General features: G+C 62.1%; 22 protein-coding genes. 14 read left to right on the forward strand and 8 right to left on the reverse strand.

Annotation, left to right across the window (positions count from 1 at the left end; translation table 11 throughout):
* Positions 1-149: 149 nt before the first annotated feature.
* The 6 genes from EK23_RS13365 (at position 150) to EK23_RS13390 (ending at position 8,667) form a co-directional block, all read left to right on the forward strand.
* The gene (locus EK23_RS13365; RefSeq protein ID WP_200892157.1) at positions 150-1,364 is read left to right on the forward strand and encodes a cation:proton antiporter; all 1,215 of its coding nucleotides are present in this window, start codon (positions 150-152) and stop codon (positions 1,362-1,364) included.
* Between the two features lie 37 nt (positions 1,365-1,401).
* Positions 1,402-2,046: a carbonic anhydrase gene (locus EK23_RS13370; RefSeq protein ID WP_045225870.1), complete on the forward strand. Its 645-nt coding sequence runs from the start codon at positions 1,402-1,404 to the stop codon at positions 2,044-2,046.
* Between the two features lie 56 nt (positions 2,047-2,102).
* Positions 2,103-3,662 carry a SulP family inorganic anion transporter gene (locus EK23_RS13375; protein WP_045225871.1) on the forward strand — a complete coding sequence of 520 codons (1,560 nt, stop codon included), beginning with the start codon at positions 2,103-2,105 and terminating at the stop codon, positions 3,660-3,662.
* A 166-nt stretch (positions 3,663-3,828) separates the two neighbouring features.
* Positions 3,829-5,007, forward strand: coding sequence for a cation:proton antiporter (locus EK23_RS13380; RefSeq protein ID WP_045225872.1), 1,179 nt, complete (start codon positions 3,829-3,831; stop codon positions 5,005-5,007).
* A 163-nt stretch (positions 5,008-5,170) separates the two neighbouring features.
* On the forward strand, positions 5,171-7,195 hold the full coding sequence (locus tag EK23_RS13385; protein ID WP_200892158.1) for a monovalent cation:proton antiporter family protein: 2,025 nt from the start codon (positions 5,171-5,173) through the stop codon (positions 7,193-7,195).
* 17 nt (positions 7,196-7,212) lie between these two features.
* On the forward strand, positions 7,213-8,667 hold the full coding sequence (locus tag EK23_RS13390) for a helicase HerA-like domain-containing protein (RefSeq protein WP_045225873.1): 1,455 nt from the start codon (positions 7,213-7,215) through the stop codon (positions 8,665-8,667).
* Positions 8,668-8,678: 11 nt separating this feature from the next.
* Here the strand turns inward: EK23_RS13390 and EK23_RS13395 are convergent, their stop codons facing one another.
* The 7 genes from EK23_RS13395 to amrB all read right to left on the reverse strand — a co-directional run bounded on the left by EK23_RS13395 (position 8,679) and on the right by amrB (position 15,236).
* Positions 8,679-9,278, reverse strand: coding sequence for a DUF2238 domain-containing protein (locus EK23_RS13395; protein WP_045225874.1), 600 nt, complete (start codon positions 9,276-9,278; stop codon positions 8,679-8,681).
* A gap of 29 nt (positions 9,279-9,307) precedes the next feature.
* Positions 9,308-9,856 carry a formaldehyde-activating enzyme gene (gene fae, locus EK23_RS13400; RefSeq protein ID WP_045225875.1) on the reverse strand — a complete coding sequence of 183 codons (549 nt, stop codon included), beginning with the start codon at positions 9,854-9,856 and terminating at the stop codon, positions 9,308-9,310.
* A 77-nt stretch (positions 9,857-9,933) separates the two neighbouring features.
* The gene (locus EK23_RS13405; RefSeq protein ID WP_045225876.1) at positions 9,934-10,374 is read right to left on the reverse strand and encodes a YcgN family cysteine cluster protein; all 441 of its coding nucleotides are present in this window, start codon (positions 10,372-10,374) and stop codon (positions 9,934-9,936) included.
* A gap of 8 nt (positions 10,375-10,382) precedes the next feature.
* Positions 10,383-11,471, reverse strand: a complete 1,089-nt coding sequence (locus EK23_RS13410; RefSeq protein WP_045225877.1) for a PA0069 family radical SAM protein — start codon at positions 11,469-11,471, stop codon at positions 10,383-10,385.
* A gap of 840 nt (positions 11,472-12,311) precedes the next feature.
* Positions 12,312-13,616 carry a thaumatin family protein gene (locus EK23_RS13420; RefSeq protein WP_045225879.1) on the reverse strand — a complete coding sequence of 435 codons (1,305 nt, stop codon included), beginning with the start codon at positions 13,614-13,616 and terminating at the stop codon, positions 12,312-12,314.
* A 275-nt stretch (positions 13,617-13,891) separates the two neighbouring features.
* Entirely contained in the window at positions 13,892-14,461 is a 570-nt protein-coding gene (amrA, locus tag EK23_RS13425; protein ID WP_045225880.1) for an AmmeMemoRadiSam system protein A, read from the reverse strand.
* Entirely contained in the window at positions 14,448-15,236 is a 789-nt protein-coding gene (gene amrB / locus EK23_RS13430) for an AmmeMemoRadiSam system protein B (protein WP_045225881.1), read from the reverse strand. The genes amrA and amrB overlap by 14 nt, the downstream gene beginning before the upstream one ends.
* A gap of 98 nt (positions 15,237-15,334) precedes the next feature.
* On the opposite strand from amrB, the gene amrS reads away from it, so the two are divergent.
* On the forward strand, positions 15,335-16,435 hold the full coding sequence (gene amrS, locus EK23_RS13435; protein ID WP_045225933.1) for an AmmeMemoRadiSam system radical SAM enzyme: 1,101 nt from the start codon (positions 15,335-15,337) through the stop codon (positions 16,433-16,435).
* Here amrS and nadB read toward each other — a convergent pair.
* Positions 16,424-18,070, reverse strand: a complete 1,647-nt coding sequence (gene nadB, locus EK23_RS13440) for an L-aspartate oxidase (RefSeq protein ID WP_045225934.1) — start codon at positions 18,068-18,070, stop codon at positions 16,424-16,426. The two genes, amrS and nadB, sit on opposite strands and share 12 nt — an antisense overlap.
* Before the next feature lie 245 nt (positions 18,071-18,315).
* Between nadB and rpoE the strand changes: the two genes are divergently transcribed.
* From rpoE to lepB, 7 genes are all read left to right on the forward strand, one after another.
* The gene (rpoE, locus tag EK23_RS13445) at positions 18,316-18,888 is read left to right on the forward strand and encodes an RNA polymerase sigma factor RpoE (protein ID WP_045225882.1); all 573 of its coding nucleotides are present in this window, start codon (positions 18,316-18,318) and stop codon (positions 18,886-18,888) included.
* A 9-nt stretch (positions 18,889-18,897) separates the two neighbouring features.
* A complete protein-coding gene (locus EK23_RS21805; RefSeq protein WP_082054182.1) occupies positions 18,898-19,437 on the forward strand; it encodes a sigma-E factor negative regulatory protein in 540 nt (179 codons plus the stop codon).
* 6 nt (positions 19,438-19,443) lie between these two features.
* Positions 19,444-20,451: a MucB/RseB C-terminal domain-containing protein gene (locus EK23_RS13455; protein WP_052808168.1), complete on the forward strand. Its 1,008-nt coding sequence runs from the start codon at positions 19,444-19,446 to the stop codon at positions 20,449-20,451.
* Positions 20,448-20,888 carry a SoxR reducing system RseC family protein gene (locus EK23_RS13460; protein WP_045225883.1) on the forward strand — a complete coding sequence of 147 codons (441 nt, stop codon included), beginning with the start codon at positions 20,448-20,450 and terminating at the stop codon, positions 20,886-20,888. The genes EK23_RS13455 and EK23_RS13460 overlap by 4 nt, the downstream gene beginning before the upstream one ends.
* A gap of 67 nt (positions 20,889-20,955) precedes the next feature.
* Positions 20,956-22,401, forward strand: a complete 1,446-nt coding sequence (locus tag EK23_RS13465; RefSeq protein ID WP_045225884.1) for a DegQ family serine endoprotease — start codon at positions 20,956-20,958, stop codon at positions 22,399-22,401.
* Between the two features lie 3 nt (positions 22,402-22,404).
* Positions 22,405-24,210: a translation elongation factor 4 gene (gene lepA, locus EK23_RS13470; protein ID WP_045225885.1), complete on the forward strand. Its 1,806-nt coding sequence runs from the start codon at positions 22,405-22,407 to the stop codon at positions 24,208-24,210.
* A complete protein-coding gene (gene lepB / locus EK23_RS13475; protein ID WP_045225886.1) occupies positions 24,210-24,986 on the forward strand; it encodes a signal peptidase I in 777 nt (258 codons plus the stop codon). Before lepA ends, lepB begins: the two co-directional genes overlap by 1 nt.
* Positions 24,987-24,996 lie beyond the last annotated feature (10 nt).

The following is a 24,996-nucleotide window of genomic DNA, read 5'->3' on the forward strand; positions in this document are numbered from 1 at the left end:
GACGTGCAGTGACCGGCTTTGCCAGGGCATCCCTCTACCGCATGAACCACGCATAAATCCGTGGCTCCCAAACACCCGCCGGTTGACGCGTTTCGCAAGAATTCCGCGATACTTGAAAACCGTCCGCCATGGATGAACGGGATAGTTCATTGGAAACACAGGCTGTACACCAGTTCTTTCTGAACCTGATGATCATCTTGCTGGCCGCTCGGGTCGGTGCGGAGCTGTTCGCGCGGTTCCGGAGTCCGCCGGTCGTGGGGGAGCTCCTGGCCGGCGTGCTACTGGGCCCCAGCGTGCTGGGCTGGCTGGAGGCCAGCCAGGTGATCAAGCTACTGGCGGAAATCGGCATCATCCTGCTTCTGTTCGAAGTCGGCCTGGAAACTGATATCGTCCAACTGGTGCGATCAGGCGTCCATGCCCTCCTGGTAGCCGTGTCTGGCTTCCTCTGGCCCTTCGTCTTCGGCTTCTCCTTAGCGCGCTACGGGTTTGATCTTAGCGTGCTGGAAGCCCTCTTCGTCGGCGGTACGCTGACAGCCACCAGCATCGGCATTACCGTGCGAGTGCTCACGGACCTCTCGCGCCAACACAGCCGCGAAGCTCAGGTGGTGCTGGGTGCCGCCGTGATCGACGACATCCTGGGCGTGATCCTGCTGGCGGTGCTCTACGAGTTTTCCGTGGCCGGGCAGGTGGATGTCGTCAATGCGGGCCGGGTCATGGCCTTTATCGCCGTTTTCTTTCTGCTTGCGCCCTTCTGTGCCAAGCTGATTTCGCTCGTGATCCGGGCGTTTGCCCAGGTCAGCCAGATGAATGGTCTGATTCCCACCCTGATCGTATCATTGGTGTTATTCTTCGCCTGGCTGGCCCATGCCATGGGGGCTCCCGAACTGCTGGGCGGTTTTGCGGCGGGCCTCGCGCTTTCAAGGCACTTCTTTCTGCCCTTCGGGCTCGCGCTACGGGCGGATCCGGATTTTGCCGGTCGCATCGAGTCACAGATGAAACCGATCATTCATCTTGTCGTACCGATTTTCTTCGTCATGGTGGGGCTGTCGCTGAACCTGCGCGACATCGACTGGCAATCCTCTTTTATCTGGTTATTTTCGCTGGGCTTGTTTGTGGTCGCGGTGTTGGGCAAACTGCTCGGGGCTTTGCCGGTGCCAGGTGCGTGGCGGGAGCGTCTCGCCATCGGTCTGGCCATGGTGCCGCACGGCGAGGTCGGCCTGATCTTCGGGGAACTGGGCCGGACTTCGGGCATACTCAAGAACGAAATTTATGCCGCCCTGATCATTGTCATCGCGCTGACCACCCTGCTCGCGCCCATTTCGCTGAAAAGCTTTTACCGCCGTTTCTGCACGGACCCGATCTGAACCGATCTCTGCTCTCTGTCGCGCAAAGGATTCACCCATGAAACCCTTCGAAAAACTGCTACTCGAAAACAAGGCCTGGGCCGAGGACAAGAAACTCAAGGAGCCCGAGTACTTCCAGCGCCTGTCCCACGATCAGACACCTGAATTCCTGTGGATCGGCTGTTCCGACAGCCGGGTGCCGGCTGAGATCATCGTCAATGCCGAGCCGGGTGAGATGTTTCTGCACCGCAACATCGCCAACCAGGTGATCACCACCGATTTCAACTGCCTGAGCGTGATTCAGTACGCCGTGGACGTGCTGAAAGTGGGGCACGTCATCGTCTGCGGCCACTACAGCTGCGGCGGAATCAAGGCGGCCCTGGCCAAGCAGCGTGCCGACCTGATGCTGACCAACAAATGGCTGATGCACATCAAGGATATCTATCGCTTGCACCAGGACGAGATCGAGGGATTGCCCACTCACCAGGAGCAGGTCAACCGCCTGGTGGAACTGAATGTGATCGAACAGGTGCAGCGGCTGTCCCATACGTCCATCATCCAGAACGCCTGGCGCCGGGAGAACCGGCCCATGCTGCACGGCTGGGTTTACTCCCTCGGCGACGGCATACTGCAGCAATTGATCACCCTTCCGCCTGGGAGTCTGATCAACGGCATCTACCAGTATGAGTACAACGAAGACTGAGCGCGGCAATTCGGCTGCAGTCATCGCCCTAACTTTCCACTGAGAAACGGCCTCGCATGATACACAAGCACGTGCACTACTACCTGGGGCACCTGGGTAACGACATCCCGGCGGGTATCGTCGTCTTCCTGGTGGCGCTTCCGCTGTGTCTCGGCATTGCGCTCGCGTCCGGCGCTCCATTGTTTTCAGGCATCATCGCCGGCATTGTCGGTGGTCTGGTCGTCGCCTGGGTCAGCGGTTCGCAGCTCAGCGTCTCGGGTCCGGCCGCCGGCCTGACCGTGATCGTGCTGGGCGCGATCGAGCAACTGGGGAGCTTCCAGGCGTTTCTGCTCAGCGTCGTGATGGCGGGCTTGATACAACTGATCCTGGGGTATCTGCGCGCGGGCGTGATTGGGGCCTATTTCCCTTCGGCCGTGATCAAGGGCATGCTGGCGGCCATCGGTCTGATCCTCATCATGAAGCAGATCCCCCATGCCGTCGGTTATGACGCCGACTTCGAGGGCGACGAATCGTTCCTGCAGGAGGACACCCACACCACGTTCAGCGAGCTGTATTACTCCCTGCAAGCCATCTCGCCCGGGGCCGTGTTGGTCAGCTTCACCTGCATCGTCATCATGTTGGTCTGGGAGACGCGCTGGATCAAGAACAGCAGGCTGTTGGCCCTGTTTCCGGGCCCTCTGGTGGCGGTCGGGTTCGGCATCCTGTTCAATCTTTGGAGCCAGGCCGATGCGCGGACGCTCGCCATCGCCCACGAGCATCTGGTCAACCTGCCGGCTATCGCCGGTCCCATGGATTTCATCAACCACTTCACGTTCCCGGATTTCAACCAGCTGGCCAATCCACAGATTTACACCATCGCCCTGACCCTGGCGGTGGTGGCCAGCCTGGAGACCCTGCTGAGCCTTGAGGCGGTGGACAAGCTGGATCCCTTGAAGCGCGTGGCGCCCACCAATCAGGAGTTGAAAGCCCAGGGGCTGGGCAATCTGATCAGCGGTTTGCTGGGTGGGCTGCCGATGACGGCGGTCATCGTGCGCGGTTCGGCCAACGTCAATGCCGGTGCGAGGACCAAGATGTCCTGTTTCATCCATGGGCTGCTGCTTCTCTTAAGCGTGATGTTCCTGGGCTCGTTTCTGAATCTGATTCCCCTGGCCAGCCTGGCCGCCATCCTGCTCTTGACCGGCTACAAGTTGGCCAAACCTTCATTGTTCAAGGATCTCTATGCCAAGGGTTTCAACCAGTTCGCCCCATTCGTGGTGACCATCCTGGCCATCCTGTTGACGGATCTGCTCAAGGGCATGGCCGTCGGCATGCTCGTCGGCCTGTTCTTCGTGCTGCGGGCGAACTACCACGCCGCCATCAGCCTGACCCAGGATGGCAGGAACTACCTGCTGCGCCTGCACAAGGACGTTTCCTTTCTGAACAAGGCCCTGATGCGCAACTCCCTGGAACGCATCCAGGAGAACAGCTATCTGATCATCGACGGGACGCGGGCGCAATTCATCGATCAGGATATTCTGGAGACCATCCAGGACTTCATGAACGCAGCGAGCGACGACAACATCACGGTGGAACTCAAGAATGTCAGAGGCTTGACCACCGAGGCGGCTGGCGCGTGAAACGCTGATACCGTGCCGATGTCCCCGCCGCGCTGCTCCATGCCCTCGTGAAAGCCCCGCCGCCATGGGCGTGGGTGGCCTTGGCTTGATCAATTTGATTGCGCCTGCATGCTCAGGCGCGCGATGCTAAGGTTTCGCGTCGAATACAGCAGGAACGGGTGGCCGGATGGACGGTTTGCGCTTTGAGTTGTTCGTGATTGCGTTGGTTGCGGCAGTTGCGCCGCTTCTGGCCGAATGGCCGACCCGGTTCCGCATGCCGATCGTGGCGGTGGAGATGCTGCTCGGGATTCTGATCGGCCCTCATCTACTGGGGCTTGCCTCACCCGATGGCCTGGTGGGCATGCTGGGCGAACTGGGCCTGACTTTCCTGCTCTTCATGGTGGGGCTGGAAATCAATCTCGGCGAAATGCGCGGAAGGCCGTTGAGCCTGGCCGTGGGCGGCTGGTTTCTTTCCTTCGGCATCGCCATGGTCTGCATGTTCGTGGTGCATGCGATCGGGCTGATCAAGGCGCCGCCGCTCATGGCCGCGGTCGCCCTGACCACCACGGCGCTGGGAATACTGGTGCCCATCCTGCGTGACGAGGGGACCCTGGACACGGAGTTTGGCAAGCTGCTCGTGCCCGCGGCAGCCATGGGGGAATTCGGCCCGCTGGTGGTGATATCCCTGCTCTTGATCCCGACCCACAGCACGGTTCTGCATTCCCTGTTCATAGTGGGCTTTGTCATCGTGGCTCTCATGGCCGCTTTTCTGGCGGTACACGTGCGTTCGTCAAAGCTGATTCAGGCTTTCGCCCATACGATGCAGAGCAGCGGTCAACTGCCGGTCCGCATCGCCATCATGCTGCAGGCCTTGCTGGTCGCGTTGGCCGCCAAGTTCGCCCTGAACGTCGTATTCGGCGCTTTCGCCGCCGGCATGGTGGCGGGGCTGGCGACACGCGGCGAGGGCGGGGCGATGCTGCGGCATAAGCTGGATGCGGTCGGGTATGGTTTCCTCATCCCGATCTTCTTCATCGTCGAGGGCATGCGCTTCGACGTCAGCGCTCTGTGGGGCAGCCCCCTGGTGCCGGTCCAGGTGATCGCCCTGCTCGGATTGCTGGTGTTCGTGCGCGGTGCGCCGGTTTTCCTGTACGGGAGGCTGTTGCCGCAGGCCGACCGGCTGCCCTTCGCCTTCTATACGGCAACAGGCCTGCCCTTGATCGTGATCGTGACCGAGATCGGCGTGTCGTCGGGGCTCATGGCCAACGACCGGGCCGCGGTGCTCCTGAGTGCCGGCATGATCTCGGTCTTTCTGTTTCCCATGCTGGCCGAGCGGGCACGGATGCGCGCGCGGGGCGGGAGCAGCTGAGTTGGCGAGAAAGGGATGCTGGGCGCGCACCAAGCTGGCGGCTAGCCCGGATAACGTTCGGGACGACGAATAAGCAATTGATTGGTCGCGTGTGGCCGGTATCTGCCCGCCCACACCGCCGGTATAATGGTTGGAAACCTCGCCACGCCGGACCAAGTGCTTCGTGAATTCAATACATAATCTGGGTTTGCTGGATAACATCGCCGTTGCCCTAGGCATTGCCTTTGTCGGCGGCCTGCTGGTGCAGCGCCTGGGGCTTCCCACCATCGTCGGCTATCTCCTGGCGGGCGTGGCCATCGGGCCGTTCACGCCCGGATGGGCAGCCGACCCGGAAACCATCAATGCCCTGGCGGAACTGGGCATCATCTTCCTGATGTTCGGGGTGGGGCTGCACTTCTCCTTTGCCGACCTGTGGAAGGTGCGCGACGTGGCCATCATCGGCACCCTGGGTCAAATGGTGACCATGCTGGCCCTGGGATACGCCCTCAGCCATTATTGGGGCTGGAAGCCGATGTCCGGCATGGTGCTGGGGCTGGTGCTTTCCATCGCCAGTACCATCGTGATGTTGCGCGGCTTCATGGATCGCGGCTGGCTCAATACCCAGGACGGGCAGGTGGCGGTGGGCTGGCGCGTCATGGAGGATATCGCCACCGTGCTCATCATCATGGTGTTGCCGAACCTGGCGGACCAGGGCGGCCCGGTGGACTGGCGCACACTCGGCCTGGCCCTGTCCTCCGCGCTCGGCTTTCTGATGGTCATGCTGTTTGCCGGCAAGCGCATCATTCCCTGGCTGCTGCTGCGCGTGGCGCATACACGCTCCCGCGAACTGTTCATCCTGGCCATCCTGGCGACTTCCTTGGGCGTAGCGCTGGGGGCGGCCAAGCTGTTCGGGGTGTCCCTGGCCCTGGGCGCTTTCGTGGCCGGCGCGGTGGTCAGCGAATCGCCCCTGAGCCATCGTATCGCCTCGGATCTTCTGCCCTTCCGGGAAGCCTTTTCCGTGCTGTTCTTCGTGTCCGTCGGCATGCTGCTGGACCCGGTTTTCCTCCTTGCCAACGTCTGGCCGGTGCTGGTGCTGACGGCGCTGGTGGTGTTCGGCAAGTTCATCGTCGCCGGAGCCTGGGTGCTGCCCTTTCCGCGTCCTGCCCACACTGCCCTGGTGGTGGCGGCCGGATCCTGCCAGATCGGCGAGTTCTCCTTCATCCTGGATCAGGCCGGCCTCAATCTGGGATTGCTGAACCACGACCAGCATGCGCTGATCCTGGCGACGGCCCTGCTGTCCATCGTCATCAATCCGCTCATGCTGCGCAGTGTGGATCCCCTCGGCAAGGCTTTGCGCCGGGTCAAGCCCTTGTGGCGCTGGCTCGACCGCCACGGTTCCTCTCAGACCCCGGTAGAGGAATCCGTGGCCGGCCACGTGGTGGTGGTGGGCTATGGACGTGTCGGCTCGCATATCGTGGACGTCATGGGGGAACTCGGCATTCCCTACCTGGTGATCGATTACCGTATCAGCCGCATCGAGCGGTTGTCCAAGCAGGGCGTGCCGACCTTGCTGGGCGATACCGCCAACTCGGACATTCTCACCCATGCCGCTTTGCACCGGGCGCGCCTGCTGGTGATCACCCTGCCCGAAGAGGCCGCCACCGAGCTGACCGTGGCTGCGGCGCGTGACATCGCGCCCAATCTGCCCATCATTGCACGGGCGGCGACGCGGGCCGGGGTGAAGCGGCTGTCCGAACTGGGCGCGCAACTGGTTATCCACCCGGAGTTGGAAGGGGGCCTGCAGGTGCTCCGGCATACCCTGTTGCAGCTCGGGTTTCCTCTGCACGAGGTGCGCCGATACGCGGATACGGTACGCCACGAGAATTACAACGCCCTGGTCAAGTCGCAAGGCGAACACGAGTTGTTGCGGGATCTGCTGGATGCCTCGGAACTGATCGACATCAACTGGCGCAAGGTGCCGGAAGACAGTCCCATGGTGGGCAAGACCCTGGGCGAGATGGCCCTGCGCACCCGCACGGGCGCCACCCTGGTGGCCATCAAGCGGGAGAGCCGACTGATCGTCAACCCGGGCACGGACACCGTGTTCCAGCCCAAGGACCGCATCGGCCTGTTGGGTAACGCGGAACAATTGGAAACCGTCGGCCGCCTGTTGGTGGGCGCCAACGCCGCGCACGAAGTGTCAGCCTAAGACCCAAGGAGAAGTCCATGACTGCTAGCGAACTGGAATTTGCCGTTGCCGGTCACACCATCGGCCTGCTACCGCGCATGGCCAACCGCCACGGCCTGGTGGCGGGAGCGACCGGAACCGGCAAGACCATCACCCTGCGTACCCTGGCGGAAGGCTTCAGCCGCCTGGGTGTGCCGGTCTTCCTCGCCGATATCAAGGGCGATCTGTCGGGCCTGGCGGAGAAGGGCGGCGATAACCCCAAGGTGCTGGAGAAGATGCGCCAGTTCGGCCTGTCCGAAGACACGCTGCGGGGTTACCCGGTGGAGTTCTTCGATGTGTTCGGCGAGCAGGGCACGGCGGTGCGCACTACCATCTCCGATATGGGGCCCTTGCTCATGGGCCGCTTGCTCAATCTCAACGACACCCAGAGCGGCGTGCTGGAACTGGTCTTCCGCGTGGCCGATGATGCCGGCCACCTGCTGCTGGACCTCAAGGACCTGCGCGCCATGGTGCAGTTCGTGGGGGATAACGCCGCGTCCCTGAAGACCGAGTATGGCAACGTTTCCACCGCCAGCATCGGGGCGATCCAGCGTGGCTTGCTAAGCCTGGAAGGGCAGGGCGGCGAGCATTTCTTCGGCGAGCCGGCCTTGAACCTGGACGATCTCATGCAGACGGACGGCGATGGCCTGGGCGTGGTAAACATCCTGGCCGCCGACAAGCTCGTGCACAGCCCCAAGCTCTACGCCAGTTTTCTGCTGTGGATGCTGTCGGAATTGTTCGAGAATCTGCCGGAGGCAGGCGACCCGGAAAAGCCCAAGCTGGTCTTCTTCTTCGACGAGGCCCATCTGCTGTTCGACGACGCGCCCGAGGCCCTGGTGGACAAGGTGGAGCAAGTGGTGCGGCTGATCCGCTCCAAGGGCGTGGGCATCTACTTCGTGACTCAGAATCCCCTGGATGTTCCCGATGCCGTTCTCGGACAGTTGGGCAACCGGGTGCAGCACGCGCTGCGCGCCTTCACGCCCCGGGACCAGAAGGCAGTGCAGGCGGCGGCGGAAACTTTTCGCAGCAACCCCAAGCTGGACGTGGCGTCCGTCATCACGGAACTGGGTGTGGGCGAAGCGCTGGTATCGGTGCTGGACGAGAAAGGCTCGCCCACCCCGGTGGAGCGGGCGCAGATCCTGCCGCCGCAAAGCCGGCTCAAGCCGCTGGACGCCGAAGAACGGGGCGCCTTGCTCAAGAAATCCAGCCTCTACGGCCACTATGCGCAAGCGGTGGACCGCGAATCCGCCTACGAGCAACTGAGCGCCAAGGCCAAGTCCAGCGCCGAGGAAGCGCCCAAGGGGCGTGCGCGCCAGGAGGACAACCAGGTGGCCGAAGTGGTAGAGGCCTTCGCTAAGAGCGCGGCGCGGGCGGTGGGCAGCCAACTGGGCCGGCAGATCATGCGCGGCGTGCTGGGCTCCATCCTGGGCGGAACCAGCTCACGCCGCCGCTGAACCCCCGCCGCTCAGGCGCGTCCCAGCGCCTGGATTTGAAGGTCGTGCATTCGTTTGAGCAGGGCTTGGGCCAGCATGGCGCCGAGCAGGGCCAGGGCCATGTCGCTCTGGGTGTCCCACTCGTATCCTTGCGTGCCGAGGAAGGACTCGGCCGCCTGCTTGGAGACCAGCGCCACCCACCACTCGATCAGCTCGTAAAACGCGCTGATGGCGAGGCAGATGCAGGTGACGATGAAGAACAGCCAGCCGGTCCGCTGCAATACCTGCAGCCGCAGCAGCAGCTCGCGCACCAGGATGGCGGGCACGAAGCCTTGCGACAAATGGGCCAGCTTGTCGTAGTTGTTGCGGCCGTGCTGGAAATACTCGCTGATCCAGTCGAACAGCGGGACATGGGCATAGGTGTAATGCCCCCCGATCATCAGCACCACGCACTCGGCCAGCAGTAGCCAGTAAGTCAGGGCCGTCAGGGGAAAGGACTGGCGCGTCGCCAGGAGGACCGCGAAGGTCACGATGGCCGGCGCGACCTCCAGGAACCAGGTGAGCCGGTCCGCCGGGGCGATGCCCGACCACAGGAAAAATCCCAGAAAAATGACGTTCCAGGACTTGTTCACGGTTGGCCGGGCAGGGCGGGCAACAGCGCCTAGATCTTGCCGTCCAGACCCATCTGGTAGTACTTGTGGACGATCTCTTCCTGATGCTCCAGCAGCCAGTCGATGTCGGGCTGGTGGTTCATGGCCTTGTGAATGGCCTTGGCCATGGCGCGGCGGTGGATGTCGAACAGGATCTTGTGGTCCAGATTATCGTCGGTGGCCACGCTGGGATTCAGCCAGACCGACACAATGATGCCCAGGTCATTGGCCTTTTCCTTGGGGATGTCGCCGGCGCGCACGGCATCCAGCACGCCGTTGGCGATGGCGGCCTGCACGGTGCCCATGAGAATGTTGGTGTAGCGGCTGTTGTTTACCGTGACTTTGCTGACCATCAGGGTCAGCGGCCTCACCTGTATGTCCGTGTTGAGGATGGCGAATACGCGGGTGTGTCCTTTTACCTGATCGCCGGTCAGGGTCGCCAGAGCCGTGCCTACCGGCCCGTCTAGTTCACCGATGATCACTTCCGGCTCCGCCGCCGTGCCCGGTGGTCCGCCCGCCACCAGGGCCTCACCGGATCTCAATACAATTCTGTCGCTCATGGTCTTGTCTCCCGTTTTATCGCCCGATGTTACCAGAGCGGGGGACTCCAGGCCACGTGCGCCGTGGCTTCAGCGTTTCAGTTCAGGTCCTCGATGACGTGATCCAGTATATCGTCCACCTGGGTCTCGGAGATGGCGAATCCGGATACGCAGGCACCGGCGTCCCTTACCGAGTGGGCGTCACCGGACACCAGGGGATGCCAGGCCGGCAGTTCGTCGCCCTCGGCAAGCAGGCGGTAGGCGCAGGTCGAGGGCAGCCAGTTAAAGGCCTGGAAGTCCTTGCGCAGATCCAGGCAATCGGCCACGGCCTGGGTCCTGCGCGCATATTCGCCGCAGCGGCAGGTCTTGATATCCAGCAGGCGGCAGCTCACCCGGGTGAAAAACAATTCCCCGGTGTCCTCGTCCTCGATCTTGTGGAGGCAGCATTTGCCGCAGCCATCGCAGAGCGACTCCCACTCCTCTAGGCTCATTTCAGTGAGGGATTTGCTGCGCCAGAATGGCTTCGGGTTTTGCTTCATGGCTGTTCTCAAAACAAAGACATCTGCTGTGGCCCCTTCGGGCGCGGCGGCTGGAACTGTGCCGTGTCCAGAGGCGGAACCGAGGTATTCAATCCCTGACGCTTGACTGCGAGGCGAAAACGCTGACGCATCAATTCGGCGTAGAGGCCGGTGCCGGATTGCCGCTCGGTGAAGGTGGCGCGGTACAACTGCCCGCCGTGCAACTCCGTGAGCCGGTTGAGGACATGCTCGCGCTTGAGGGGATAGTGTACCTGCAGCCAGTCGGTGACCAAATCCTTCAACTCCAGTGGTAGCCGCAGCATGATGTACTGGGCGTGGCGGGCGCCGGCGCCCGCCGCCTGCTCCAGCAAGTCTTCGAGTTCCGCGTCAGTGAGGAAAGGAATCACCGGGGCGATCAGCACCGTCACCGGTATGCCGGCTTGGCTTAGCTTGCGGATGGTCAAAAGGCGCCTTTCCGGAGCAGCCGCGCGCGGTTCCAGGCGGCGCGCCAAGCCACGGTCCAGCGTGGTGAGCGAGATTTGCACCTGCGCCAGGTTCTTTTCCGCCATGGCTGCGAGCAGTCCCAAGTCGCGTTCTATCAGGGCCGACTTGGTGGTGATGGTCACGGGATGGGCGCACTCCCATAGCACTTCCAGGACGGCATGGGTCAGCCGGTGTTCGCGTTCGATGGGCTGGTAGGGGTCGGTGTTGGCACCCAGGGCAATGGGCTTGCAGACATAGCTGGCCTTGGCCAGTTCCTTGCGCAGCAGGTCGGCCGCGTTGGGTTTGGTGAACAAGCGCGATTCGAAGTCCAGGCCGGGGGATAAGTCCAGGTAGGCGTGACTGGGACGCGCGTAACAATAGATGCAGCCATGCTCGCAGCCCCGGTAGGTGTTGATCGACTGCTCGAAAGGAACGTCCGGCGAGTCGTTGCGGGCGATGATGGACCGCGCCTTCTCCGCGGTAACGGTGGTTAGCAGCTTTTCGATGGCCTCCTCCCGGGACCAGCCGTCATCGAAGGGTTCGCGCGTGACCAGGCTGTAGCGGCTGCCCGGATTGCTCACCGCGCCGCGGCCCTTGTGTGGCGCATTGAACTTGGACTTCGGATCCTCGGACATCGCTGTTCTGGGAAGGGTTAAGGAAACGCCGCACGCGGCGGATACGCCAAATGCGACACGCTGATGACCATGAGACTTGCGCATGGCTGACATCTGACCACCAGCAGCGTCCTGATTCTAGTCTATTAAGCTGGCGGGGGGCATGGAGCACTGCCGCGGATCGGTGATGCGTCCGCAAACGCGGCGCTTTCGGTCGCGAGGCTGGATGGGTCGATTGGTCCAGGCGACATCGGCTTCGGTAGGTTGGTGTGACATTAGGAACCCCAACGAAGTCCAATTTTCGGGGCACTGATCGAAAGTGGATTTTCCCGGCGATTGCCGAAGGTCGAACGAATCAGCGCCAGTTGACGCGAAAAGGGGAACGGGGTGTCTGGCAGCGGCGCTATTGGGAGCACACGATCCGCGACGAAGACGATTTTCGCCGGCATGTGGACTATTTCATTACAATCCGGTCAAGCGCGGGTATGTCCGGCGTCCTTCGAATTGGTCCCATACCAGCATTCACCGGTATATACGCAACGGAATCCTGCCTGCCGGCTGGGGCGCGTCGTTTGATGTGGCTGCCGAATTCCAGGGTGGTGAATTTGGCGAAGCGGGTGGTGTGCATGCGAACGTCACGGCCGCGGAAGCATGCTGTAATCATTGGGGTTCCTGTCGTCGCCAAACCTACCGAGCTGGCAATCGACCAGGCTTTCAATTGACACTGCGTAGCCCAAATAGGATGCGCTTCACCCGGTGAAGCGCATCGATCGCGGCGCCGTGCGTCTGCCCCGGCTCTGCCTTTTCTTGGGGCCGGTCCGCTGTTCGTTCAGCGGACTCAGGCTAGACACTCGGGCCCAGTTATTTTGTCTTGGCCACGACCGCGTAGGGATCGATCAGGGTGAAGGTAAAGCTGGCGGCGGGTTCGCAGGTGAAGGTGCCGCGGTAATCTTCAAAAGCCCAACTGTACACGCGCGTCGAATTGCCATCGATGTTCGTGACGTAATCGGTGGTCGGCGGCAGGGTGCAGGACGCCGCGGTGTTGTAGGCATTCGCGCAGCAGTACTGGTCGGCGTCGGAAGACTGTTGCGCCGTGGCGCTGGCGCAGGGGCTGTAGCAGCCGCGTCCGACCTGCTCGTCCGCGGGGCAGGTGGCTGTCAGTGTTTTTGCGGCATTGGGGAATTGCGCCAGCACGGAGTTTGCCTTGTACAGCATGAAGTAAGGCGTTCCGCCCTCGCTGTCGGCGATGTAGCAGGCGGTGTCGCTGTTGACGGAGAGCTTGGCGCCCACGTTGAAGCCGTTCACCAAGGAAATGTCGATGGTGGTCGGGCCTCCGGTGTTCGCGGCGCTGGCGGGCCAATAGGTATATTCCAGGTTGGTGGCATAGACCTGGCCATTGCTGCCGGAACCCTTGCCGGTATTGACCCATCGACTTCCGGGCTTGGCCTTGAATGCGGCGATCTGCCCCAGGCCCGAGTTCACGCCGTTCTGCAGATCCTCCGCGGGTATCACGTAAGGTGTGTTGCGCTTCAGCGCAATGCCGCCGTTACCGCAGTTCGTGTGCGCGAATGAACTGTCGGTCTGTAGGCAGAGTTTCACGTTCGAAGTCGCATTGGTATAGGTCAATGTCCTGGAGGGCAGCGTGTTGTTCGGCTGGGGAGCCGGCGAGGGCGCGCTTGCCTGGGTGCTGGAGGGCGGAAACATGGCGGCGCCCATGTTGAAATAGGGCAGGTTTCCCGTCACTCCGCTCGGCGGAGCGACACTCACCACGCCGACACAGGTCGTGCCGGGGCCGTTCTCGCCGCTGGCGGTGATCTCGAAGATGCAGCTTTGCCATTGCGTATCGACCTGCTGCCAGAACTGGAAGTACTGATCCGACCCGTTCAGCGTCAGGAAAACCCAGGTTTGCGGGGCCGGGCCGCCGGGACCATTGAGGGACTTGGGCCAGCGGTGCACGTTGGTGATATGGCCGTAATCCGGGAGCTGTGTGATCGATGCGCAGCTTGAGTCCGCGCAGCTGTACAAATACAGATCGGAGCTCAATTCTCCCTCGCCAAGGACCGGAAAGCCGATGATCGCCTTGGATGTATCTGCCGTGGCGGCGAGCGAAAGGCCGAGCAAATTCAATGCAAGGGCTGTGCGAATGATGGGGGTGACAGTGGCCATAGGCGTGCTCCGAAAAGAGGGAAGGGCATGCGCTCACTGCGGGGGAGCCCGGTAGCCGGCGGGGTGGCCGGCTGGTCGGGAAACATGGCGCTCTGCCGAGTCGGAGTATAGTCAAGCCCGTAGAATGCATCGGCGCGCCGGACCTGGCATGGCCACGCGGATGCGGGGCGCCCGCTGAAGTCCAGCCGAGGTACAGTCGGGATGGAACAAGGCTGCCGACCCCAGCCTCATCGTTGGGGTTCATGTCGTCACCCCAAGCGACCGGGCTTCGCCTTCTATTCGATGACCTGCGTCCCGTAGCGAAAGACCTCGATGCTGTCGGACCAGTAATCCGAGGGCAACCCGGCTTTCGCCTTGAGATGGCGCAGGAAATCGGCAGGGAAGGGCAAGTCTTCCCAGACCGCGGGGAGGAAGGTGCCACGATGCGCGCCTTCGCGCAGGATCAACCCGTCGACGCCGGGGCGGAGTTGGCGCAGCAGGTCGGCTTCCGATTCGATGTGCATCGCTTCGGGTGCGGTGAGCAGCGAGATATGGAGTTCCAGTTCCGGTTCTTCCCTTGTTGTTACAGGGGGAAAGCGGGGGTCGCGGAAGGCGGCGGCGTAGGCGTTTGCTGCCACGTCCTCGGCCAGTGGGCGATGCGCTTCGAGGCTGCCCATGCAGCCGCGCAAGGTGCCGCTGATTTCCAGTGTGACAAAACTGGCCTGCTGACGCCGCAGCGCCGTCTCCATCGGGTCGAGATCCACCGGCAGCGCGCTTCCATGCTCCAGTCCGTGGCGGATGGAACGCCGCGCCAGGTCCAGCAGATACGCCCGCTGGGCCTGACTGAGCGGCTCAGTGCAGGACATAGGCCCCGTAGCCGACCACCCGGTCCTTGCTACCGGCGGTGTCCCCGGAATTGCGCAGGTCCACGGTGTGCACGGACAGCCCGTGTTCGCGCGCCGCCAGCAGCAGCCCGGCAATGGGGAGCCGGCCACAGGCGGCGTCGTAGTCCAGATCCTGAGGCCGCATCGCTTCGATGGACTTCGTGGTGGATTCATCCAGGCGCCGCGCGGTCGCGTAGTCGTGGAAATGGCTGAGGTCGGAGCTGATCACGATCAGGGTTTCCTCGCCCCCCCACAGGAGGTCGAGCACCTGCCGCACCTCGTCCGGCGTCGCGGAACCGACCACGACGGGCACCAGCGAGAAGCTCTCCAGGGTCTCCTGCAGGAAGGGCAGTTGTACTTCCAGGCTGTGTTCCTCGGCATGAGCCTCGTCCAGTTCACGCACCGACGGCAGTTCCAGTAGCTTCTTTACGGCCTCGCCGTCCACGGGAATTTCGCCCAGGGGCGTGAGGAATGCCGCGGCGCTGCTCACGGCCAGCCCCGGAAAGCCCACGTGATGGGCGGGACCCAGGAGTATCACGCGTTTAATACGCTGCCGCGCGGGCAATAGGCTGGCATAGGCGCTGGCGGCGATGGCGCCGGAGTAGATGTAGCCGGCATGGGGGGCGATCAGGGCTTTGGGCACCTGCTCCTTGCTGTGGCTGCCCTCGAGCAGGCTGCGCACCAGATGGTGCAACGGCTTGGCGTCGGCGGGATAGAACAAGCCGGCCACCGCCGGCTGACGTACGGTAACGTTCATGGCAACCTCCTTGGTATACGCGTTCGCTACACTTGTCATTATTCCACAATTTCCCTACTGTGAATCCTGCGCTTTTTACTATTCGGCAGGGGGTGCCCGTGGACACGCTCATCGATCCCACCGACGCTTTTCCCACCCGCTACTGGCGTAAGCTGGACGACGGCAGGGTGGAGTGTCTGATATGCCCGCGCTTCTGCAAACTGCACGAGAACCAGCGCGGCTTGTGCTTCGTCCGCGGCAACTTCGGCGGCGCCATCGTCCTGTTGTCCTACGGACGTTCCAGCGGGTTCTGCATCGACCCGATCGAGAAAAAGCCGCTAAACCATTTCCTGCCGGGCACGCCCGTCTTCTCCTTCGGGACGGCGGGCTGCAACCTGGCATGCAAATTCTGCCAGAACTGGGACATCAGCAAATCGCGGGAAACCGATTCCCTGCTTGACCGCGCTTCGCCCGAGGCCATTGCGCAGGCCGCCGCGCGCCTCGACTGCCGCAGCGTCGCCTTTACCTACAACGACCCGGTGATCTTTCACGAATACGCCATCGATACTGCAATTGCGTGCCGTGAACTTGGAATCAGGACAGTGGCGGTGTCGGCAGGCTATCAGTGCGCCGAGCCGCGGGCGGAGTTCTACCGCCACATGGACGCGGCCAACATCGACCTGAAGGCCTTCACCGAGGATTTCTACCACCGCCTGTGCGGCGGCCATTTGCAGCCGGTGCTGGAAACCTTGCAGTACATCCGGCACGAGACCCGGTCCTGGTTGGAGATCACGACCCTGCTGATCCCGGGCGAGAACGACTCCGATGAGGAACTGAACGCCCTATCGCAATGGGTGGTGGAGCACCTGGGGCCGGATGTGCCCCTGCATTTCTCCGCGTTTCATCCCGACTGGAAGCTGCTGGATCATCCGCCGACGCCCCCGGCCACCTTGCTCAATGCGCGCCGCATCGCCATGACCAACGGTGTGCGCTACGTCTATGTGGGCAATGTGCACGACAAGCAGGCGGACAGCACCTACTGCCACAGTTGCGGTGAATTATTGATCGGGCGGGATTGGTACGAACTGTCGGACTGGAATCTTACGCCAGAGGGCGCCTGCGCCGCATGCGGCGCAGCCTGCGCCGGCGTGTTCGAGGCGGCACCGGGGACCTGGGGCGCGAAGCGGGTGCCCGTCAGCATGTCGCGCTCAGCCACCTGATTCGGCCTCCCGCGTGTTGGCAACGGGCGGGGCCGGTGTCATCAGCGTATCCTGTGGCGGTTGCTGGTCGTCCGTCTCCGGGTAGTCCAGCGTGAAGTGCAGGCCGCGGCTTTCCTTGCGCTGCAAGGCCGAACGTATGATGAGTTCGGCCACCGTCACAAGGTTCCGCAGTTCCAGCAGGTCGCTGGTCACGCGGAAATTGCCGTAATATTCGGCGATCTCGCCCTTCAACAGTTCCACGCGCCTCAGGGCGCGCTGCAGGCGCTTGTTGGTGCGCACGATGCCCACGTAGTCCCACATGAAGCGCCGCAGTTCTAACCAGTTGTGGGTTACCACCACTTCTTCGTCGGAATCGCTGACCTTTGATTCGTCCCAGGGCGGCAGCGTCGGCGGCGACGGCGCGTCCTCGATGCAGGCGGCGATATCCTCGGCCGCCTGCTTGGCGAACACCAGGCACTCCAGCAGGGAGTTGCTGGCCATGCGGTTGGCGCCGTGCAGGCCGGTGCAGGCCACTTCGCCCACAGCATAAAGCCCTGGCACATCGGTGCGGGCCGAGAGGTCGGTGACCACGCCGCCGCAGGTGTAGTGCGCGGCGGGCACCACGGGTATGGGCTGCGAGGTCATGTCGATGCCCAGTTCCAGCAGCTTGGCGTGGATGGTCGGGAAGTGCTCGCGCACGAACTCCGGTGGCTTGTGGCTGATGTCCAGATATACGCAATCGATACCCAGCCGCTTGATCTCGTGGTCGATGGCGCGCGCCACGATGTCGCGCGGTGCCAACTCGCCGCGTGGGTCGAAGCGCTGCATGAAGGGCGTACCGTCCGGCAGCAGCAGACGCCCGCCTTCGCCGCGCAGGGCCTCCGTGATGAGGAAGGAGCGCGCGAGCGGGTGGTAGAGGCAGGTGGGGTGGAACTGGATGAATTCCATGTTGGCCACCCGGGCGCCGGCGCGCCAGGCCAGGGCGATGCCGTCGCCGGTGGAGACGTCCGGGTTGCTGGTGTAGAGATAGGCCTTGCATGCGCCCCCGGTGGCCAGGGCCACGATTTTGGCGGCCATGGGCACCACGAAATGGCGCCTGGAGTCCAGCACGTAGGCGCCGACCACGCGGTTGCCGACCCCCCCCAGCTTGTGCTCAGTGATCAGATCCACCACGTTGTGGTGCTCGTACAGCTTGATGTTGCCATGCTGCCGCGCGTGCTTTTCCAGGGACGTCTCGATTGCCCGGCCGGTGGCGTCGGCGGCGTGCACCACGCGCCGGTGGGTGTGCCCGCCCTCGCGTGTCAGGTGCAGTTGTACGCTGCCATCCTCGGATTGCACTTCGGTGAAGGGGACGCCCCGGTCCAGCAGCCAGTCGATGCACTCCTTCCCATGCGAGACCACCAAGCGCACGGTTTCTGGCCTGCACAGGCCGGCGCCGGCGATCAGCGTATCCTGAATGTGCGATTCCAGCGAGTCCTGGGCGTCCAGCACCGCGGAAACGCCGCCCTGGGCGTACAGGGTGCTGCCTTCGGAAAGCGCCACCTTGGAGAGGACGGCGATTTGGTAGCCCTGGTCGGCGAGGCGCAGGGCGAGGCTCAAGCCGGACGCGCCACTGCCAATGATCAATACGTCGAAGCTGGGGATGGGTTTGGGCATGGTGGTCTGCGGGCTGAGGTCGAACCCATCGTACAAGAAAAATGCCATACGTTGAATGGCGGGCAGGAAACGTTGATAATATCGCGCAGTTAAAGCGCTGATTCCCCAATCCTCTTATCACACCTGACATATCTGTTTGCGAGTTCGCATGCTAGCAGCCGACCATAACGGAAGACCGCGCGGGTCCATTGTCTTCCGATCGGCCATACTGTATTTCCCGTGCGGACGCCGCAAGGTCGGGCACGATGGGTGAACAAACCGACGAGGAACTGGTCAGACGTGTTCAGGCGGGGGACAAGAAGGCATTCGATCTGCTGGTACTGAAGTATCAGAATCGGATCGTTCAATTGATAAACCGCTATATCCGTGATCCCCACGAGGCCCTGGATATCGCGCAGGACACCTTCATAAAGGCGTACCGAGCGCTGCCGAGCTTTCGCGGTGAAAGTGCCTTCTATACGTGGATCTACCGTATTGCCATCAATACGGCCAAGAACCACATCGCGACCCGCTCGCGCCGGCCTACGGACGACGATATAGATGTCGAGGTCGCGGAACAATTTGAAAACGCACCCGGTCTAAGGGATCAGGAGACTCCGGAGGGTCTTCTTCTTACCGAGGAACTGGGCCAAGTGATCCAGGAAGCTCTGGACGAATTGCCTGATGAGTTGCGAACGGCGATTTCCCTGAGAGAGCTTGATGGACTCAGTTACGACGAAATTGCCGATGTGATGAATTGTCCTGTCGGAACAGTGCGCTCACGTATTTTTCGCGCGCGGGAATCCATCGACAAGAAGCTTAAGACGGTTTTGGGTTGAGGTAGCGTTATGGCAGACCGAGATAAGGAGCTGAAACTCAGGCTATCCATGCTCCTGGATGGCGAATTGGACGGGCGGGACAATCCACGCCTGATCGAACGGATCGAACACGAGGAGGATTTGAAGCAGACGTGGGCTCGCTACAACCTCATAGGTCAAGCCATGCGCTCGCCGCGCGGGTTGATGGTCGACGACGAATTTGCGCGCCGCATCAGCTCCGCGATTGAAAGGGAGCCGACGGTGCTGGCGCCTCGGCGTGGAATCGGCTCCAGTTCCGAGCGGCGTCAGCGGGTGGTGGGCTTTGCCCTCGCCGCGTCTCTGGCCGGCGTGGCGCTGATGGTGGGGAAATCGGTGATGGACCATGGCGGTGAACTGGTGGCCAACTTGAGTTCCAACCAGGCTGTTGCCATGGCGCCGGCCAGCGACAAGGTGGCCGAGGCACAATTCAACGACTACCTGCTGTCTCACAATGAAACCGCGTACATGGCGGGCTCGGCGGGGATGCTGCCTTATGTCAGGTCAGTCAGCTACGCCCAGGACAACCGTTAATACGCCATGCCAGGTTATCTGAGCGCACGCCATTCGCCGCACCCGATTTCCCTCGTTATCGTTGCGGTTTTGATGTTGCTGGGCTCTCCCGCCCAGGCAGAGCAGGGCGATGAGCACGACGCCAAGTCCTGGCTGGCTGCCACCAAGCAGGCCATGAGTCATCTCAATTACCAGGGCATGCTGGCCTACCTTAAAGATAACCGGGTGGAAAGCTTCAAGGTGTTCCACCGCTATGCGGACGGCGTCGAGCAGGAACGTCTGCTGTCGGTGAATTCGCCCATGCGCGAGGTGATCCGCAACGCCGACACCGTCACCTGCTATTACCCCGACTCCAAGTCCATGTCAGTGGAGGTGCGGCCAGCGCGCTCGTCTTCCCTGATCGACTTGCCCAGCAATCTGTCGGAACTCGGCCGCTACTACGGCTTCATGCTGGGTGATACGGCCTACGTGGCTCAGCGGCTCGCGCGCTCTGTCAGCATCATGCCTCTGGACGGCTATCGTTATGGGCGCCGCCTGTGGCTGGACGTGGAAACCAAGCTGCCGCTCAAGTACGAGGTGTTGGACGAAAACGAAAATGTGGTTGAGCAGATGGCCTTTAACAGCCTGAGCGTTGAAGAGTCCATCGCGCCTGAGAGCTTGCAACCGTCCACGCACTTTGACAGTACTTGGAAGGTCAAGCAGCACGAGAACCTGCCCGCCGACTCTCTCAGCTGGACCCTGGACGGCGTGCCGGGTGGATTCCGCATGATGTCCTATTCCCGCCTGTTGAAGCGGGGAAGCGACAATCGCACCATTGACCACATCCTCCTCAGTGACGGATTATCTTCGGTATCCGTTTACATCGATCAGGTCATGAACGAAATTTTCACCGCGCAGCCGCGCAAGGTGGGCGCCATCAACTCCTATACCCGCAAGATCGACAATTATCTGGTGACGGTGATGGGAGAAGTTCCGGAAAAAACGGTGCAGGTGATCGGCGACGGACTCCGCAAGCCGGCTCAGGGGGGGTTATGATTGAAGAAGAGGCCGTGGTCACCCGGGTGGATGGAAACCGGGTGGCGGTGGAGAAGGAACGCAAGTCCGCCTGCTCCGGCTGTCAACAGTCGTCCTGCGCTAGCGGCGTGACCAGCCGTTTGTTCGCGGGAAAGACAGTAAGCCTGTGGGCTTCCGCCAGCGGCGAATTCAAACCCGGCGACCGCGTCGTAATCGGCCTGCGGGAGGATGCCCTGGTGCAGGGCGCTTTCCTGATCTATCTGTTTCCCTTGGCCGGACTGTTCGCCGGTGCGCTTTTGGGCCAGTTTGTTGCCGCCCACACCGGTCTGCTTGATTCAGACACGCTGAGCGCCCTGGGTGGGCTCGGCGGCATGGCTCTGTTTTTCGCGGGAATCCGGTTTTCCAGTTTCAAACTCGGGACTGATGCCAGCCCCGTCGTTCTTCGCAAGATCAGCTAACCTCTTGCCAATTCCATTGATAGCGCCGGTTTCCGGCGGAAAGGTCACGATGACTCGGGAGTTCCTCATGTTCAAGCGCATGCAGACGGTATTTCTGCTGATGTTGGGTGTCTGGCTGATGCCGCCGGCGGGTGCCGTCGAATTGCCCGACTTCACCGGGCTGGTGGAGAAGAACAACGCGGCAGTGGTCAACATCAGCACCACGCAGAAGATTGCCGCCAGCGAACAGCAGCAACTGCCTGAGGGCATGGAGATTCCCGAGGGGACTCCATTCGACGATTTCTTCCGCCATTATTTCGGTGAGGGCGGCCCCGGAGGTCCCGGTGGCGGGGGTGAACCCGGGAACGGCAGCGGGCCCAGCGAGGCCAAGTCCCTGGGTTCCGGCTTCGTTATTTCCCAGGACGGCTTTGTCATCACCAACCACCATGTGGTGAAGGACGCCGACGAAATCGTCGTGCGCCTGCAGGACCGGCGCGAACTGGTCGCCAAGGTGGTGGGCTCGGACAAGCGCAGCGATATCGCCCTGCTGAAGATTGACGCCACAAACCTGCCGGTGGTGCGTCTTGGAAATTCGGACAAGATGCGGGTCGGTGAATGGGTGCTGGCCATCGGCTCGCCCTTCGGGTTCGAGCATTCCGTGACGGCGGGCATCGTCAGCGCCAAGGGCCGGAGCCTGCCCAGCGATAATTATGTCCCCTTCATCCAGACCGACGTGGCGATCAATCCGGGCAACTCCGGAGGGCCGCTGTTCAACATGGATGGTGAAGTCGTGGGCGTGAATTCCCAGATTTACAGCCGCACCGGCGGTTTCATGGGCCTGTCCTTCGCCATTCCCATCGAGGTGGCTATGAAGGTGGCCGACCAGCTCAAGGCCGAGGGCAAGGTTTCCCGCGGCTGGCTGGGGGTGCAGATTCAGGATGTGACCCGCGAACTGGCCGAATCTTTCGGCATGAAGAAGCCGCAGGGCGCCCTGGTATCCAAGATATTGCCGAAGAGTCCGGCCCAGGAGGCAGGGCTTCAGATCGGCGACATCATCACCGAATACAACAAGACTGAGATCACCACGTCCAGTTCGCTGCCGCCACTGGTCGGCATGACAAAGATTGGCGAGACCGCGAACATGACGGTGCTGCGTCAGGGTGCGGTGAAGGAACTCAAGGTCAAGATCGGCGCCCTGCCGGACGACGACGAGCCGGTCATGGGCTCCACCGAACAGCCGGGTGCCCAGGCCGTGTCGCGCCTGGCCCTGAGCGTTTCGGACCTGACTGCCGAGATGCGCGAGCAATTGGAAGTGCCGCAAAACGGTGTCCTGGTGCAGGAAGTGAAGCCCGGCGCGGCCTACAATGCCGGTATCCGCCGCGGCGACGTGATCCTGCAGCTACAGGATCATGTCATCAAGGATGCCAAGCAATTCAACGAGGTGGTCAAAGGGCTGCCCAAAGGCAAGTCCATCGCGGTGCTGGTGCAGCGACGCGGCGGCTCGATTTTCCTCGCCATGAAGCTGACCGATTAAACAGTGACCGACCTCAGACACATCCGAAATTTCTCGATCATCGCTCATATCGACCATGGCAAGTCTACCCTGGCCGACCGCTTCATTCAGATCTGCGGGGGGCTGAGCGCCCGGGAAATGGCCGAGCAGGTGCTCGACTCCATGGACATCGAGCGCGAGCGCGGCATCACCATCAAGGCGCAGAGCGTCACCCTGGACTACAAGGCCAAGGACGGCCAGACCTACCAGCTCAACTTCATCGATACGCCGGGGCATGTGGACTTCTCCTACGAGGTCTCGCGCTCCCTGGCGGCCTGCGAAGGCGCCTTGCTGGTGGTGGATGCCGCCCAGGGCGTGGAGGCGCAGAGCGTCGCCAACTGCTATACGGCCATCGAGCAGGGCCTGGAAGTGCTGCCGGTGCTGAACAAGATCGACCTGCCCTCGGCGGACCCGGAAAAGGTCATCCAGGAGATCGAGGACATCATCGGGGTTCCGGCCGAGGATGCTCCGCGCATCAGCGCCAAGACCGGGCTGAACGTCACCGATGTCCTGGAGCAATTGGTGGAGCGCATACCTTCGCCCCAGGGCGATGCTGATGCGCCGTTGCAGGCCCTGATCATCGATTCCTGGTTCGATAACTACCTGGGCGTGGTGTCCCTGGTGCGGGTAGTCAACGGCCGCATGGGGCGCAAACAAAAGATCACCATCATGTCCACCGGCCGCAGCCACCTGGTGGACAAGGTCGGCGTGTTCACCCCCAAGCGGGAGGAGCGCGAGGAACTGGGGCCGGGCGAGGTGGGTTTCATGGTCGCTTCCATCAAGGACATTTTCGGCGCGCCGGTGGGCGATACCATCACCGGCACCGACAACCCCTCCACCCAGTCCCTGCCAGGTTTCCAGCAGGTGCAGCCGCGGGTGTTCGCCGGCATCTTTCCGGTGGAGGCGGACGACTACGAGAACCTGCGCGAGGCTCTGAGCAAGCTGCGCCTCAACGACGCGGCCCTGCAGTATGAGCCGGAGACTTCGCAGGCCCTGGGTTTCGGTTTCCGCATCGGCTTCCTCGGCATGCTGCACATGGAGATCATCCAGGAGCGGCTGGAGCGCGAGTACGACCTGGACCTCATCACCTCGGCGCCGACGGTGGTGTATCAAGTCATGACCACCGACGGGGAGACGGTGCAGATCGACAACCCGTCCAAGCTGCCGCCTCCCAACGAGATCGAGGATGTACTCGAGCCCATCATCCAGGCCAACATCCTGGTGCCGCAGGACTACTTGGGCGCCGTGATCACTCTCTGCATCGAGAAACGCGGCGTGCAGAAGAAGATGCAGTACATGGGCAGCCAGGTTTCCATCGCCTTCGAGCTGCCCCTGAGCGAGGTGGTGCTGGACTTCTTCGACCGGCTCAAGTCGGTGAGCCGCGGATTCGCTTCCTTCGATTACGAATTCCTACGCTTCCAGAGCGCGCCACTGGTCAAGCTGGATGTGCTGATCAACGGCGAGAAGGTGGATGCGCTTTCCCTCATCTGCCATCGCAGCGTCAGCGAGAGCCGGGGCCGCGACCTGGTCGAGCGCATGAAGGACCTGATTCCGCGGCAGATGTACGAGGTCGCCATCCAGGCGGCGATAGGATCGAAGATCATCGCGCGCTCCACGGTGAAGGCCATGCGCAAGAACGTGCTGGCCAAGTGTTATGGCGGTGACATCACCCGTAAGAAGAAACTCCTGGAAAAACAAAAGGCGGGCAAGAAACGCATGAAGCAGGTAGGCAAGATCGACATTCCCCAGGAGGCTTTCCTGGCGGTGCTGCGCGTGAACAAGGATTCGTGATGGACATGGATTTTTCATTCTTCCTGGTGGTGGCCAGTGCCGTCACCGGCCTGATCTGGGGCGGCTACCTGCTATGGCTCAAGATGGCCGGCGAGGAAAGCCTGCCGGAGAAAGAGCCGATCCTGGTGGACTACGCCCGGTCCTTCTTTCCCATCATCTTCATCGTGCTGCTGCTGCGCTCCTTCCTGGTGGAGCCGTTCCGCATTCCTTCGGGGTCGATGATGCCGACCCTGCTCATCGGCGATTTCATCCTAGTGAACAAGTTCACCTATGGGGTCCGACTGCCGGTGCTCAACACCAAAATCGTGGAGATGGGCGAGCCTAAGCGCGGCGATATCGTGGTTTTTCGCTTTCCCAAGGATCCGACGGTGGATTACATCAAGCGGGTGGTCGGGCTGCCGGGCGACAAGGTGGGCTATTACAATAAGCAGGTATTCATCAACGGCGAACCGGTCAAGCAGACGCCCTTGGGCGAATACCACGGCACGGGCAAGGGAGAGAGCATGAGCGGCTCCATCCTGCTGTCGGAGGACCTGGCGGATGTGACCCACGATATACTCATACGGGAAGGCCAACCTACCGTGCAGGGTGAATTCACCGTGCCCGCCGGACATTATTTCGTTATGGGCGACAACCGCGACAACAGCAACGACAGCCGTTACTGGGGCACGGTCCCGGAGGCCAATCTGGTGGGGCGAGCATTTTTCATCTGGATGAGTTGGGACCTGGACAACGGCGGCGTCGCCTTCAACCGTCTGGGGACTGTCCTGAAGTGAACCGGCAAAG

It is taken from the genome of Methyloterricola oryzae, from assembly GCF_000934725.1.
In the GTDB taxonomy this organism is placed as follows: Bacteria; Pseudomonadota; Gammaproteobacteria; order Methylococcales; family Methylococcaceae; genus Methyloterricola; species Methyloterricola oryzae.